13 protein-coding genes are annotated in these 12,261 nt (G+C 55.3%); 4 read left to right on the top strand and 9 right to left on the bottom strand.

Annotated features, from left to right (window positions below):
• The first annotated feature begins 126 nt into the window (after positions 1-126).
• Complete coding sequence (locus NZ823_18185; protein MCS6807054.1) at positions 127-2,232, top strand: thioredoxin domain-containing protein; 2,106 nt, start codon at positions 127-129, stop codon at positions 2,230-2,232.
• A gap of 222 nt (positions 2,233-2,454) precedes the next feature.
• On the opposite strand, the gene NZ823_18180 is transcribed toward NZ823_18185, so the two are convergent.
• From NZ823_18180 to ubiE, 9 genes are all read right to left on the bottom strand, one after another.
• Positions 2,455-3,195, bottom strand: coding sequence for a DUF3782 domain-containing protein (locus tag NZ823_18180; protein ID MCS6807053.1), 741 nt, complete (start codon positions 3,193-3,195; stop codon positions 2,455-2,457).
• Positions 3,192-3,527: a YihY/virulence factor BrkB family protein gene (locus NZ823_18175; GenBank protein MCS6807052.1), complete on the bottom strand. Its 336-nt coding sequence runs from the start codon at positions 3,525-3,527 to the stop codon at positions 3,192-3,194. The genes NZ823_18180 and NZ823_18175 overlap by 4 nt, the downstream gene beginning before the upstream one ends.
• 128 nt (positions 3,528-3,655) lie before the next feature.
• Positions 3,656-4,360 (bottom strand): phosphoribosylformylglycinamidine synthase subunit PurQ, encoded by a 705-nt coding sequence (gene purQ / locus NZ823_18170; GenBank protein MCS6807051.1) that lies wholly within the window; start codon positions 4,358-4,360, stop codon positions 3,656-3,658.
• Positions 4,357-4,608 carry a phosphoribosylformylglycinamidine synthase subunit PurS gene (gene purS, locus NZ823_18165; protein MCS6807050.1) on the bottom strand — a complete coding sequence of 84 codons (252 nt, stop codon included), beginning with the start codon at positions 4,606-4,608 and terminating at the stop codon, positions 4,357-4,359. The genes purQ and purS overlap by 4 nt, the downstream gene beginning before the upstream one ends.
• The gene (locus NZ823_18160) at positions 4,605-4,943 is read right to left on the bottom strand and encodes a hypothetical protein (GenBank protein MCS6807049.1); all 339 of its coding nucleotides are present in this window, start codon (positions 4,941-4,943) and stop codon (positions 4,605-4,607) included. The genes purS and NZ823_18160 overlap by 4 nt, the downstream gene beginning before the upstream one ends.
• Positions 4,940-6,244: an adenylosuccinate lyase gene (gene purB, locus NZ823_18155; GenBank protein ID MCS6807048.1), complete on the bottom strand. Its 1,305-nt coding sequence runs from the start codon at positions 6,242-6,244 to the stop codon at positions 4,940-4,942. Before purB ends, NZ823_18160 begins: the two co-directional genes overlap by 4 nt.
• Positions 6,241-7,035, bottom strand: a complete 795-nt coding sequence (locus tag NZ823_18150) for an MBL fold metallo-hydrolase (GenBank protein ID MCS6807047.1) — start codon at positions 7,033-7,035, stop codon at positions 6,241-6,243. The genes purB and NZ823_18150 overlap by 4 nt, the downstream gene beginning before the upstream one ends.
• Before the next feature lie 76 nt (positions 7,036-7,111).
• On the bottom strand, positions 7,112-8,377 hold the full coding sequence (locus NZ823_18145) for an insulinase family protein (protein ID MCS6807046.1): 1,266 nt from the start codon (positions 8,375-8,377) through the stop codon (positions 7,112-7,114).
• A gap of 231 nt (positions 8,378-8,608) precedes the next feature.
• On the bottom strand, positions 8,609-9,316 hold the full coding sequence (gene ubiE / locus NZ823_18140) for a bifunctional demethylmenaquinone methyltransferase/2-methoxy-6-polyprenyl-1,4-benzoquinol methylase UbiE (protein MCS6807045.1): 708 nt from the start codon (positions 9,314-9,316) through the stop codon (positions 8,609-8,611).
• 201 nt (positions 9,317-9,517) lie between these two features.
• Here ubiE and queC point away from each other — a divergent pair, with 201 nt between their 5' ends.
• The 3 genes from queC (at position 9,518) to NZ823_18125 (ending at position 12,204) form a co-directional block, all read left to right on the top strand.
• A complete protein-coding gene (queC, locus tag NZ823_18135) occupies positions 9,518-10,273 on the top strand; it encodes a 7-cyano-7-deazaguanine synthase QueC (protein MCS6807044.1) in 756 nt (251 codons plus the stop codon).
• 61 nt (positions 10,274-10,334) lie between these two features.
• Positions 10,335-11,558 carry a carboxypeptidase regulatory-like domain-containing protein gene (locus tag NZ823_18130; GenBank protein ID MCS6807043.1) on the top strand — a complete coding sequence of 408 codons (1,224 nt, stop codon included), beginning with the start codon at positions 10,335-10,337 and terminating at the stop codon, positions 11,556-11,558.
• A gap of 139 nt (positions 11,559-11,697) precedes the next feature.
• The gene (locus NZ823_18125) at positions 11,698-12,204 is read left to right on the top strand and encodes a prepilin-type N-terminal cleavage/methylation domain-containing protein (protein MCS6807042.1); all 507 of its coding nucleotides are present in this window, start codon (positions 11,698-11,700) and stop codon (positions 12,202-12,204) included.
• Positions 12,205-12,261 lie beyond the last annotated feature (57 nt).

The following is a 12,261-nucleotide window of genomic DNA, read 5'->3' as shown; positions in this document are numbered from 1 at the left end:
CGTCGGGCCTAATGATGCTGGAAGGGCGCGGCTGCGCGACGGCTCGGAGGCTGGCCAGTAATGATCAAGCCTGAGTCCCGCTCCTCAACTAGGATCGCACCGGATGAATCCAAAGGAGAGAAGCTCATGAATGACACAGAACGCAAACAGGCGACACCATCGCATACTAATCGGTTGATACACGAAACCAGCCCTTATCTGTTGCAGCACGCGCATAACCCGATTGACTGGTACCCGTGGGGGCCGGAAGCCTTTGAGAAAGCGCGTCGCGAAGACAAGCCAATCCTGCTCAGCATTGGTTATGCAGCCTGCCACTGGTGTCACGTGATGGCCCATGAATCGTTTGAAGATGAAGAGACGGCGCGGCTAGTTAATGAACATTTTGTCAGCATCAAGGTTGATCGGGAAGAACGCCCCGACGTGGATATGATCTACATGAACGTTGTGCAAATGTTGACCGGACACGGCGGGTGGCCGATGACGGTGTTTCTAACACCTGATGGGGAACCGTTCTTCGGTGGAACGTACTTTCCACCTGAGCCGCGCTACGGCATGCCCAGCTTCAAGCAACTGTTGCTCAATGTCGCCGAGGTCTATCGCACGCGGCGCGATGATATAACAGCCAATGCGCGACAGATCATGGAAGAGCTGCAACACATCAGCGCGCCCACGCTGGTCGAAGGCGAGGTGACGGCCGATGTGCTGGATCAAGCATACGTCCGCTTATATCGAAGCTTTGATGAACAACATGGCGGCTTTGGTGCAGCGCCGAAGTTTCCCGCTGCGATGAATCTGATTTTCCTGCTTCGCTACTACCAGCGCACCAAGCGACCGGAAGCGCTCCACATGGTCGAACTGAGCTTGACGAAGATGGCCTATGGCGGGATTTATGATCAGTTGGGCGGCGGCTTTCATCGCTATTCAACAGATGAGAAATGGTTGGTGCCGCATTTTGAGAAGATGTTGTATGACAATGCGCTGCTCAGCCGAGTCTATTTGTACGCTTATCAAATCACCAACAAGCCGCTCTACAGACGCATTGCCGAAGAGACGCTTCAATATGTCATCCGCGAGATGACGGCTCCCGAAGGCGGTTTTTATTCAGCGCAGGACGCAGACAGTGAGGGCGTTGAAGGGAAGTTCTTCGTCTGGTCGCCGGATGAAATCATGCGCGTGTTGGGTGAGGCGGATGGAACGCTGTTGTGCAAGTATTTCGACGTGACGACATGGGGCAATTGGGAAGGCCACAGCATTCTGAATGTTCCGCGGCCAATGAGCGTTCTCGCCAAACTGGAAGGGTTGAGCGAGGATGAGCTGCGCCAGGTCATCGAACGCGGGCGGAAGAAATTGTTCGAGCATCGTGAGCAACGGATCAAACCGCTGCGTGATGACAAGATCATCACCTGTTGGAATGGCCTGATGCTCAGAAGTTTTGCCGAAGCGGCCGCCATCTTGAACCGTGACGATTATCGGCAGGTCGCCATCGCCAATGCTGAGTTTCTACTGACGCATCTACAGCGTGATGGGCGGTTGCTCCGAACATACCGCGATGGCATCAGCAAACTGAACGCTTACTTGGAGGATTACGCGCTGCTGATTGACGGATTGCTCGCCTTGTATGAAGCCACGTTCGAGCTGCGGTATCTGCAGGAAGCGCGGCGCTTGGCTGACATCATGATTGAGCAGTTCTGGGATGACGTGGCCGGGGGCTTTTATTTCACCAGCCACGATCATGAACGGTTGATCACGCGGGCCAAGGAGTTCTACGACAATGCGACGCCGTCCGGCAATTCGGTGGCGGCTGACGTCTTACTGCGATTGGCGCTGTACTTCGATGTTCCGGAGTATCGGCAGCGTGCTGAACGCATCCTGCGCGCAACAATTGAGTCGGTCAGGCGATTTCCGAGCGCATTCGGGCATCTGCTCGGCGCTTTGGATTTTTACTGTGGAGCGCCAAAAGAAATCGCGGTGGTGGGACGGCGGGCTGCTGCCGATACGCAAGCGTTACTGCGCGTCATCTTCGATAGGTTTTTGCCAAATAAGATCGTCGCGCTGAAGGAGCCTGATGATGAGGAACTGGTCGGTGAGTTGATTCCTTTACTGAGGGATCGAAGCGCCATTGATGGTCGGGCAACAGCCTATGTTTGTCAGAACTTCACCTGCCAGAGGCCCGTCACCGACGCAGCCATGCTGGGAGCGCAGCTCGCGCTGGGCAGATTGCCGATGGAATGACGCTGATTCGAGCGATTTGGGAATGTGTTTACCCAGGGAGCGCACACTTCAGCGTGCGCTCGCCCGCACGATGCGGGGCCTCCAGGCTAAAGGCAATTGGAAATCGCTCTAGAAATCTCACAGCCGAGGCGCAGAACGAGAAACTCTCAATGGTCTTGAGGTCATCTGCCTGCATCTCGGTTCGGGCAGCGTCCCGTCGCTCGCCAAGCGGTCGCTGCCGCGCTATCCCTCGACACTAAATGTGTAACAAGTGATGCCTAGCTCGTTGGCTAAGTCCAATGCCGCTTGCGAAGCAGCCGGCGCGATCAACACCTTGTCGAACGTTTCGTTGAGCTTCTTCTCCGCGAATCGGGCTTTGCGATGGAATGCCCAGACGTCACCCGGCTTGGCGTAGCTTTTTACTTCGACGAGAAACTTGCGACCGTTGGTGACAAGCGCATCGAACTCAATAGTCGCTCCGGACTGAAAACATTCGCCGGTATCATCAATGATGGTGAACGGCTTGGCTTTCAATTTTCGTAAACCGGAGAAGTGTTCGATAACCCTGCGAATGACATCCTCCATCTTCCAGCCCATGCGCCCGCCTAGGGCTCCAACACTGACAGCGACTTTAGCGACCTCTGCGCGCAAGTCTTCCAAGAGTTGATCATGAGTGGACAGACGTTGGTCAACCTGATCGAAGCGTTGATCGTGAGCGGTCAGGTGCTGCTCAACCTGGTCGAAGCGTTGGTCAACCTGATCGAAGCGTTGGTCGTGAGCATCGTGGCGCGCATGACCCTGGGCGAACTGTCGTTCAGATTCAAGGCGCATGGCTCTCAATTCATCCAGCATCTGTGTGAATTCGGCCTTGGTGACCAATGCCTCGCTAAGCAAACCGATGACTTGCGCCCGAAACATCGGGTCTTCGCGGAGCATAGGAGGAAGCTCCGTTCTCAGCCACTGTAATACTTCTTCACGTGTCATCGTGCATCAAACCCATCCAGACTATACCGGCAACAAGCGTGTTCGATCAAGGTCCATGCCGCATCGTTCACATTGGTTTCCGATGCAGCATTGAACTCGCCACCGATGAATACGACCAGCGAACTGATGTACCCCCCGATCAACAACACAATGCCTGCTCCACGACTGCCGTAGAGGACGTCGCGCTTGCCGAAGTTGTTCGCGTAGGCGCTGAATCCAAGTGTGGTGAGCATCCACAGGCCGGTCGCTAGGAATGCGCCAGTCAGCACGTGACGAATCAGACGGATCACGGTGCAGCGAATAGCGTGGCGCCAGCGGTTGACATGCTTCATGATTGAGGGGGGTGACCGTGTGATGGTGTCAATTGGTCATTGAGTCGCCTTGCAGATGTCACCAGCAGCGGCCTGTGCAATCGGCAACCGTGTGATGGTGTCAATTGGTCATTGAGTCGCCGGCACAATCAAAGCCGTGCCAGCTCGGCTAGCACAGTAGCCATCGAGTGAAACAGCAGACGTCCATCACTGCTGCCGAGAATCTCTTCCGAGGCTCGTTCCGGATGTGGCATGAGGCCGAGCACGTTCCGTTGGCGATTGCAGATGCCGGCAATGTGATCGAGTGATCCGTTAGGATTGGCTTCGTCTGAAAGATTCCCATCAACGTCGCAATAACGAAAGATGATGCGATTTTCGCGGCGTAATTCGTCCAGTGTCTCTGGGTCGCAATAATAATTTCCGTCGGCGTGGGCGATAGGAATTTTCAAGACCTGTCCCGGCTGATACATCCGCGTAAATGGGGTATCCGTAGCCTCGACGCGGATGTGGACAAATGTGCAGATGAACTTGAGGGTACGATTGCGCATCAACGCGCCCGGCAGCAGGCCGCTCTCGCAGAGAATTTGAAATCCGTTACAAATTCCTAAGACCAGCCCGCCCTCGGCTGCAAATGCTTTCACGGCTTTCATGATTGGACTGAACCGCGCAATGGCGCCGGGTCGCAAGTAATCGCCATAGGAAAAGCCGCCCGGCAGGATGACGGCGTCATATCCGCTCAGATGTGTGTCGCGATGCCAGATGAAGTCAACCGGTTGACCGATGACTTTGCTGATGACGTGATAGGCATCATGATCGCAGTTGGAGCCAGGGAAGACCACCACGCCAAACTTCATGAGGACTCCTCCAACAGCACGTTATATTCTTCCAGCACCGGATTGGAAAGAACGTCGCGGGCCAGTTGCTCCATCTGGGCGCGAGCGTCATCAGGATTCACTGAATCGTCCAGTGTGATTTCAAAGTATTTCCCTTGCCGGATCTCGTGGATCGTCTCGTATCCTAATGTTCTCACTGCCTGTAAAATTGTTTGCCCTTGCGGATCAAGGACGGTCTTTTTCAACGTCACCAGAATCTTGGCTTTCATAAGGCTCTCAGTCGTTTTTCGATCTGGGTCAGGCGTTGTTGCAGTGAATTCATCTCGCCTTTCAATAATTTCACTTCTTTTTCCCACTCGGACTTAAATTTTTGGAACGAATCCAATCGTCGCTCGATTCGCAACGAAGCCTCCTTGATCGCGGCATATCCGACTTCCGGTTTCTCGCACTGCTTGAATGAAACATCAATCTGATTGCGCGCCTCATTCTGTATGGCAGCCATGCGATCGAGTGTTGCGTAGTCCTTTTTCAATTCAGGCAGAACGACCTTCCTGCAGGCTTCGGTGAAAGACTCCAACGTTTGGATTTTGCCTCTGTGGGTCATGCCTTCTCCCGCTGGAACACTCGCGCAAAAATCTTATCCACATTGCGCAATTGGAGATTCAAATCAAACACGCGCTCGATTTGCTGGGGCGGCATGATGGCCGTGATCTCCGGGTCAGCCAGAACCAACTGGCGGAAATCTTCGCCTTCGTCCAGCGCCCGCATGGCGCACTGTTGCACAAGTCGGTAAGCTTCCTCGCGAGCCAGTCCCGCTTGCGTCAGGGCTAGCAGCAATGCGCCGCTGAAGATGAGTCCGCGCGAGGCATCCATGTTCTTGCGCATCCGGTCAGGATGCACCACCAGTTTGTCAATCAAGATGGCTACCTTCTGCAGAAGATAGTCTGTCAGGATGCAACTGTCGGCGAAGATGACGCGCTCAACGGAGGAGTGAGAAATATCTCGTTCATGCCAGAGCGCCACATTTTCCAGGCTTGCTTGCAGATTAGATCGGACTAGCCGCGCCAGACCACAAAGTTGTTCACAGATGATTGGATTTCGTTTGTGCGGCATTGCCGATGATCCTTTTTGGCCTTCGCCAAAATGCTCGTGGACTTCACCGACTTCTGTTCGCTGAAGGTGCCGAATTTCCAGAGCGATTTTCTCCACGCAGGCGGCGATGATTGCCAGTGTAGCAAGAAATTCGGCGTGTCGGTCACGTTGGATAATTTGCGTGGAGATTGGCGCTGGCTTTAGTCCTAAGCGGGCGCAGACGCGCTCTTCAACTTCCGGATCCAGATGCGCGAACGTGCCGACAGCGCCGGAAATTTTGCCGACGCTGATCGTTTCCAACGCGCGTTGCATGCGTTGATGGTTGCGTTGTGTGTCAGCATACCAGAGGGCCAGTTTCAATCCAAATGTTGTCGGCTCAGCGTGCATCCCATGCGTGCGGCCCACCATCGGCGTATGCTTGAACTCAATAGCGCGCCGCTGAAGCGTTTGAGCGAGCTGTTCCAAATCGGCGATGATCAATGCGCCGGCTTGTTTCAATAAGAGCGCGTTGGCTGTGTCAATCACATCAGATGACGTCAATCCGTAATGAATGAATCGAGCTTCTGGGCCGACGTATTCGGCCACGTTCGTCAAGAAGGCTATCACATCGTGGCGCACTGTTTGTTCGATCTGGTGAATCCGGGTGACATCGAAGGCGGCTTTTTGTTTGATCACGTGCACGGCTTCGGCAGGGATCATGCCCATTTCCGCCTGCGCTTCGCAGACGGCGATTTCCACGTCCAGCCATGTGCGAAATTTGTTCTCTTCTGTCCAGATGCGCCCCATCTGGGGCAGCGTATATCGCGGAATCATAATTCAATCCATTCGCTCGGACGATCATGGTAGGAGAGGCGCACGCGTCGCTCGGCTTCGCGCGCCCACAGCGGATTGCGTGAAGCGAGAGCTTCGACAGCCGCCAGGCGCGCAAGGTCTGGATGATTATTCTTCTGGCTCAGATGAGCCAGCACGACATATTCTGCCTGTCCGTCGAACTGTTCGCGCAGAAAGCGTGCCGTCTCATCGTTGGACAGATGCCCGTGCCGGCTCATGACACGCTGTTTGAGCGCCCAGGGATAGGGTCCAACGCGCAACATCTCCAGGTCATGGTTGGCCTCCAGGATAAGAGCGTCACACCCTTTCAGATGGTGCGCGACCATTTGCGGGATGTAGCCCAGATCGGTCAGAAAACCGAGTTTGACGCCCGCCGACTCGATGGTGAACGCCAGCGTCTCCGCCGCGTCGTGCGGCACTTCAAATGGATAGAACGTCAGCGAACCGATCTGGAACGGCTCCTGCGCGGCGATGAACCGGCAGGTTTGAATCAACTCGTCGTTCTTGCCTTGGCGCCATGAGGCCAGCGCCCGTTGCCCGACAAACACCGGAATCTCCAGTGAGCGCGACAGAACCGGCGCGCCACGAATATGATCGGCATGCTCATGCGTGATGACGATTGCTGAGATGGTGGCAATATCTTGGCCAATGGCCTCAAGCCGGCGCTTGATCTCACGCCCTGAGAAACCGGCATCCACCAGCACACGGGTCGAGCCGCTCTCGATCAGTGTCGCATTGCCTGCGCTGGAACTACCCAGAACGTTAATCCGCATACTCAAACGATGATGCCTGTCCAATAATGAACGAGCTGCTATATCTCCCTGGACTCAATGCACGCCTGGTCATTGACTAGGCTAACCGGGCTGGCTCAAACTGCAATGAGTTGACACAGCCGACAACTACTAGGGCCAGCGCCTCCGGCTTGAACACCTCGTTGGCCAGGCGATTGATGTCTTCAACGGTGACCGCTTCAACTTGCTGCAAAATCTCTTCGGCAGTCAATTGACGGCCAAAGAAAATTTCATGTCGAGCCATTTGTGCCATGCGCGCTGAGCACGAATCCAAGCTGAGCACAAGTGATGCCTTGACCAGTTGCTTGGCGCGATCGAATTCCTCTGGCGGCGGAGGTTCGATTTTTAGTCGGCGCAGCTCTTGGATGGTCAGTTCCAAGAGTGTCTCGACTTTTTCCGGCGATGTGGCCGCGTGAATGGCAAAGATGCCAGCGTCGGAAAACAGCAACGGCGCCGCATCAATGGCATAGGCCAGGCCGTGTTCTTCACGAATTTTCAGAAACAATCGCGAACTGACGCCCCCGCCGAGAATCGTGTTGAGCATGAGCAGCGGAAAATGGTCGTCCGACCGTAGCGATGGACACTCGGCTCCCAGCAGCATGTGGACTTGTTCCAGATGGTTTTTCCGATGAACCACGACACAGACATGAGCGCGTGGTTGATTATCGGGCGGGCGGGCGCCGTTACTGACTCGCTGCCCGAAGGCGGCGTCGGCCATCGCCACGATCTCCTCGTGACAGAGATGCCCGGCGGCTGAAACAATGAGATTGCTCGGCGAGTAGACTTGCTGCCAGTAGCTCACCAGGTCGTCGCGGGTGATCCGGTTGAGACTCTCTTCGGTGCCGGAAATCGGCGTGCCCAGCCGGTGATCCGGCCAAAAGTTTTTCAGGAAGAGTTCCGTCGTCAACTCGTCAGGCGCATCTTCAATCATCTTGATTTCTTCGAGGATGACTTGTCGTTCTTTGGCGATTTCCGTCGGATCAAACAGCGGGGCCGAAACCAAATCGGCCAGCAGATCAAATGCGCGTCCCACGTGTTCATCGAGGACTTTAGTTGAATAACCGGCACATTCATAGCTGGTGAATGCGTCCAGGTTGCCGCCCAGCAGGTCAGTCTCATAAGCGATGTCATGAATCGAGCGGTGCTCGGTCCCCTTGAATAACATGTGTTCGATGAAGTGTGAAATGCCGCTTTGGGTGATCGGCTCATGACGTGACCCGCAGCGAACCCAGATGCCAATACTAGCCGACCGCAGATGATCCATCTCTTCGGTCAGTATTGTTAGACCGTTTGGCAAGACGGTCTTCTGTATGCGTTGTCTCATGTCCTCTCTAAAAGGCGGCAATGGTAGCATAGCGGTCAGAGGCTGGCAACATAAGGATAGGTCAGTGTTGGGTGGGTGTAATCATGGTCTGGCGGGCTGATGAATGAACGCCTGGGCCAGCAGCGCCACCATGAGGGAGGCGGGGTTGATCACTGGATTGCCGACACGCGGGTGCCTGAGGTGGCGGCCTGCCTCACCTAGCATGATGGCATTGGCCTAGAAGGGTTAGGATCAAGGTTTCTCTCCAATATGAAGAGCCGCAATGCCGCCGGTGAGGTTGTGATAGACCACATTCACAAATCCAAGCTGTCGCATCTTGGCGGCAAGCTGTTCTTGATCGGGGAAGGATTGAACCGAGTCATGCAGATATTGATAGGCGCCGTTGACGCCTGAGACGATTGCACCGAGGCGCGGCACGACGTGCCTGAAGTAGATCGCAAAGAGCTGCCGAAACACCGGCACAACAGGTCGAGAAAATTCCAAGATTGCTGCCGCCCCTCCAGGTCTGAGCATACGATACATCTCGTTCAGTCCCTGAGTGACGTCGTCCAGATTTCGCAATCCAAAGGCAATTGTCACAGCATCGAATTGGCCGTCGGGAAAGGGCAAGCTCAAGGCATCGCCTTCGGCCAAGACCACGCGCGCGCGGCGGGAGGCAATTTTTTCCTGCCCACGCACGAGCATCGGATGACAGAAGTCTAGGCCAACGACCTGCGCGTGCCGACTGAGCGCCAACGACAGGTCGGCTGTCCCGCAGCATAGGTCTAGCGCAACGGCTCCGGGCCGCTGCAATACCGAGGCAAGCTTTTGAGCTGTCACGCGCCGCCAGCGTCGGTCAGTGTTCAGTGAGAGCAGATGATTCAACAGGTCATAACGGTGAGCAATGGCAGCGAACATCTGCCGAACCTGAGCGCCTTTGCTGGTCGTGTTTACTTGCATCGCCTTTTGTCGGCAGAGTAGAATAACGTCTCAAACTTGTAGAATGCAACTTGGTCAATGGTTGTCACAAAGATGAGTCGCTCTCATCAAAACCTGAAACTGGCCATGCGCTGAACGCGAGATAGTTGGTTGAGGCGGGCGAGCGCGGCATGAACCGAGGCAACCAATTTGCATGAAGTAACGACAAAAGGGTGACCTTCCATGAGCGAACTAGCCATCATCTTACTGAGCGGCGGCCTGGACAGTTGCGTGACGACGGCGATAGCAGCCGAACGACACCCATTGGCCCTGTTGCATGTCAGCTATGGTCAGCGAACGGCACGGCGCGAACGCCAGGCGTTCGACCAGATCGCCGATTTTTACCGCGTGCAACGCCGACTGGTGGCTGATCTTGGTTATCTCCGTCAGATTGGTGGCTCGGCTTTGACCGACGATCGCATTCCGGTGCCGACCTCCCAGCATGGATTGGATGGGTTCACCACGGAGTTGTCGGCCACCGGTCAAATCCCGCTGACCTATGTTCCATTTCGCAATACGCACCTGTTGGCCATTGCCGTGTCATGGGCCGAGGTGCTTGGAGCCACACGCATTTTCATTGGCGCGGTCGCGCAGGATAGTTCCGGATATCCTGATTGCCGACCGGAATATTACGCTGTGTTCAACCAGCTCGTGGCGGTTGGCACGAAACCGGGAACGCACATTGAAGTTGAGACGCCCCTGATTCATCTGCACAAAAGCGAGATTGTTCGCAAAGGAGTGGCGCTGGGCGCGCCGCTTCATTTGACGTGGTCGTGTTACCAAGCAGAAGATCGCGCCTGCGGCCGATGCGAAAGTTGCCTCTTGCGAATTCGCGCCTTTCGCCAGGCCGGCGTGCCCGACCCGATCTCATACAGCGAGCATGCAAACTGGCAGGTGGAGATGGGCAGTCAGAGATTTGCTCTTCAGCATGAGGTGTGAAATTGAAGATGAGATGAGCACTGTCAACCAGTGCTTCGTCACCCGTAACGGAGGGACAGATATGAAGAAAATCAATCTGATTATGACCGGCATCTTTGCGCTGGGATTGTTGGCGGTCTTCTCGTTGCCCGCGTCGGCGCAAACAGGTGGCATCGAAGGTCAGGTGTTGCGACGCAACGCCGATGGAACCAAAACTCCTGTTGCCAAAGCCGTGGTTGATCTGTATCGCCTCGGTATCAAAGGCAGTTACAAAGCGGAGACCGATAAGAATGGACGATTTGCTCACATTGGGTTGCCCTATGGACGCTATGCGATCGCCGTCTCTGGCGAGGGATTGGCTCCGTATTATGAGTACAATGTTCAGATCCCGCCGGGTCAGCCGATAGAACGAACGTTTGAGCTATTCCCTGGCGACGGTCGCCGGCTCTCACTGGCCGACATTGAACGCATTCAAGCGCAAGCTGGCACGCAGCAACCCCTGACGCCCGCTCAGCAGGCCGAGCAGCAAAAGCAGATGGAAGAGGCGCAGAAGAAATACGAGGAGTCCAGGAAGAAGGCCGCGGCTGACCAGGTCATGATTAAGCACTTTGAGGCTGGCAAGCAGTTGGCCAGCACCAATCAGTACGAGCCAGCTATAGCTGAATACAAACTGGCATTGGAAGCCAGCCCCGATCACCCTCAGCTCTATGTCGTCGTTGGCAAAATGGCCGAGGCCTATTTCAATCTGGGCGTTGAGCGCAACAACAGCGGCAATCGCCAATTGGCGGTAGAGTCGTTCGCGCTGGCTGCCGAAACGGCGAAAAAAGGAGCCGACATGGTTCCCGCCGATAAAGCCGTCGAAAAACCCAAACTGCTACAACTGCATGCGCAGTCGCTCGGCGTCATCGCGCGGCTTGACAACAAGCGGGTCCCCGAGGCCGTCGCCGCTTACGAGCAATTGATCCAGATGTACACCACGCCGGAAGAGAAGCTGAAAGCGCAAAATGCCATCGGCGACATCTACCTGAACGCTACCATGCCCAATGAAGCGGCTGAAAACTATCGTAAAACGCTGGCGGCTGATCCCAATAATCTGGATGCCTTGCGTGGCCTTGGCATGGCGCTTGTACAGACCGGCGATGAATCGAAATATCAAGAAGTCGTTGACGTGCTGAGCAAGTTTACCGACAAAGCGGCCAAGGAAGCTGCCAGCAACCCGAAGCGAGCGCAGGAAGTTGAAGAAGCCAATCAAGTCATCTTCGCGCTGAAGGAAGCCATGAAAACACAGCCGAAGAAGAAGAAATAAAGCTGAGGCCGATCAACGATTGACCATGCAGGATGCCGCAATCAGGAACTTTCTCAGCGTCCCGGCGTGGGCCTGACAGGCACAGAGCGGTGACGTTCAGGTGGACAGACTTGAGCGATCGTTTGATGAAGGAGACGGTATGACCAAACGTTTGGGAAGAAACCAAGCAGGTTTTTCTTTGATTGAGCTATTGATTGTGATATTGATCATCGGCATTCTGGCCGCGGTAATTTTGCCTCGGTTGGGCGGCGCGCAAAAGGCTGCCAACGAGGCTGCTGCCATCCAAGCGATCAAAAACTACATTCAAGGGCAGTTGATGTTTTCCGCTTCCAATCGAGGGTACTATGGCGGACCAGCCGACTTGGTGCAGGCCGGCGCCATTAGTCAAGGACTGGCTGAGCAGCTCGGCGCCAATGGGACGCCGGTTTCTAAGAGCGGCTATGAAGGCAGCGCGTCGCATAGCGGTGACGCGCAAAACGGTTTAGGCACCAAGTATGCCATCGAGCTGCATCCGACAACACCAGGGACATCGGGTGATCGTTACTTCGGCGCTGACACCAGCGGCACGATTTATGAGGCGATGTCGCCCATCACGCAGGCCAATGGCGAGCTATCACTGCCGGCTGATGCCAGGTCTATCCAATAATGTTCGTTCGCGTTCGTCCCTGGCTCAATCACGGACGCGCCACAGACCGAGCCGTTT

Source organism: Blastocatellia bacterium (assembly GCA_025054955.1).
Lineage (GTDB): Bacteria > Acidobacteriota > Blastocatellia > HR10 > J050 > JANWZE01.
This window is presented reverse-complemented; position numbering and strand designations above follow the sequence as displayed.

Bases quoted from the DNA above. Each gene is read 5' to 3' on its own strand.
- NZ823_18175 (MCS6807052.1), bottom strand. From the start codon at position 3,527: ATGAAGCATGTCAACCGCTGGCGCCACGCTATTCGCTGCACCGTGATC.
- purS (MCS6807050.1), bottom strand. From the start codon at position 4,608: ATGAAAGCCAAGATTCTGGTGACGTTGAAAAAGACCGTCCTTGATCCG.
- NZ823_18185 (MCS6807054.1), top strand. From the start codon at position 127: ATGAATGACACAGAACGCAAACAGGCGACACCATCGCATACTAATCGG.
- ubiE (MCS6807045.1), bottom strand. From the start codon at position 9,316: ATGCAAGTAAACACGACCAGCAAAGGCGCTCAGGTTCGGCAGATGTTC.
- NZ823_18180 (MCS6807053.1), bottom strand. From the start codon at position 3,195: ATGACACGTGAAGAAGTATTACAGTGGCTGAGAACGGAGCTTCCTCCT.
- NZ823_18125 (MCS6807042.1), top strand. From the start codon at position 11,698: ATGACCAAACGTTTGGGAAGAAACCAAGCAGGTTTTTCTTTGATTGAG.
- purQ (MCS6807051.1), bottom strand. From the start codon at position 4,360: ATGAAGTTTGGCGTGGTGGTCTTCCCTGGCTCCAACTGCGATCATGAT.
- queC (MCS6807044.1), top strand. From the start codon at position 9,518: ATGAGCGAACTAGCCATCATCTTACTGAGCGGCGGCCTGGACAGTTGC.
- purB (MCS6807048.1), bottom strand. From the start codon at position 6,244: ATGATTCCGCGATATACGCTGCCCCAGATGGGGCGCATCTGGACAGAA.
- NZ823_18150 (MCS6807047.1), bottom strand. From the start codon at position 7,035: ATGCGGATTAACGTTCTGGGTAGTTCCAGCGCAGGCAATGCGACACTG.
- NZ823_18160 (MCS6807049.1), bottom strand. From the start codon at position 4,943: ATGACCCACAGAGGCAAAATCCAAACGTTGGAGTCTTTCACCGAAGCC.
- NZ823_18130 (MCS6807043.1), top strand. From the start codon at position 10,335: ATGAAGAAAATCAATCTGATTATGACCGGCATCTTTGCGCTGGGATTG.
- NZ823_18145 (MCS6807046.1), bottom strand. From the start codon at position 8,377: ATGAGACAACGCATACAGAAGACCGTCTTGCCAAACGGTCTAACAATA.